This is a genomic window from bacterium, assembly GCA_021108215.1.
In the GTDB taxonomy this organism is placed as follows: Bacteria; Oederibacteriota; JAAXVQ01; order JAAXVQ01; family JAUVAV01; genus JAIORK01.
Map to the genome: position 1 here is coordinate 1 of JAIORK010000041.1, position 1,128 is coordinate 1,128.

Below are 1,128 nucleotides of genomic sequence, written 5' to 3' on the forward strand. Positions count from 1 at the left end.
ATAACGGTCCTCGGGTATGAAATCGTGTGGGATTTCGCCCTATTTCATTATCACCCGTTAATAAAGTTTGAAGATAGTAAAATACTCGCAAACCACCAAAAACCCGCATGTTTTATGACCCGATGTTAGTAACCGTTTTTAAGTTTTTTCATTGCAGTTTTAACTTCTGATAATTCAAATTTCTCTTCATTAATTTTCTTTATAACAAAAGTCAATATTACATTTATTAATTCAGCTTTTTCAAGGCATTCTTGCTCAGAAAAACTATGAATTCCTTCAGAAAGCTGTTCATATAGTAATCTAATTGGGTTATTACCTAATTGTTTAAAAGACATTGGCAAGAATTTGTTTAAAACATCAATCAAGTTTGACATTTGATGATCAGAGTCAAATGATTTCATTGCTTCTTGAACTTTTTCTGAACCATCAAATTCAATTAATGAAATGTCTTTTATTATTCTTTTAATTTCATTTTCAATAATTCGTCTAAAGTAAGCAAAAGCCCCAATACCATAACTAATAGAAAGACTAACTAATGCTTTCTTATAATTACTAACATCTTCTTCAATTAAATACTTCTCAACGTCTTTATCTAATGAAATATCATAAGGAGGAAATTGTCCAATTTTTTTTATATAGATATTAATTCCTTTTTCACGCTCATCCCAAGACCTGTCAGAATAAACTTTTAGCAAATAATGAACTTTAGTTCCACAAGATTGACATTCTCCAACCAGATTAATTACCAAATCTAAATATCTTGTCTTCTCATCAAAACTATCAGGTAGTTTATTATTAAGTGACACATTTTCAAATCCATAAAAATTTTCTGGAATATTTAGTTCGGTTTTAAAAGTTTGTACTTCTTTTTCTTTAGGGCATCTAATAGCAAACGTCTTGTCACAAAAATGATTTGGATGAGAATATGTATTTTCAACGTCACGATAATTAGATACTGCTTTAATCTTAGAATATAATGAAGTCTTAGTAAGAAAATTCGTAAACTCAGAATCAGAAATTACTTTTAACTTTTTGCTGTCATCTGAACGATTTTCAAATTTTATGTTTGCGTCTTTCATATCAATTTATTTAAGTACTCTCGAATTTTGGACGAAATGGTTACTAACG

Annotated in this window: 1 protein-coding gene; it reads right to left on the bottom strand. The window is 28.8% G+C overall.

The window, feature by feature from the left end; genetic code table 11:
• Positions 1 to 125 precede the first annotated feature (125 nt).
• Positions 126 to 1,079, bottom strand: a complete 954-nt coding sequence (locus tag K8S19_09695; GenBank protein MCD4813949.1) for a hypothetical protein — start codon at positions 1,077 to 1,079, stop codon at positions 126 to 128.
• Positions 1,080 to 1,128 lie beyond the last annotated feature (49 nt).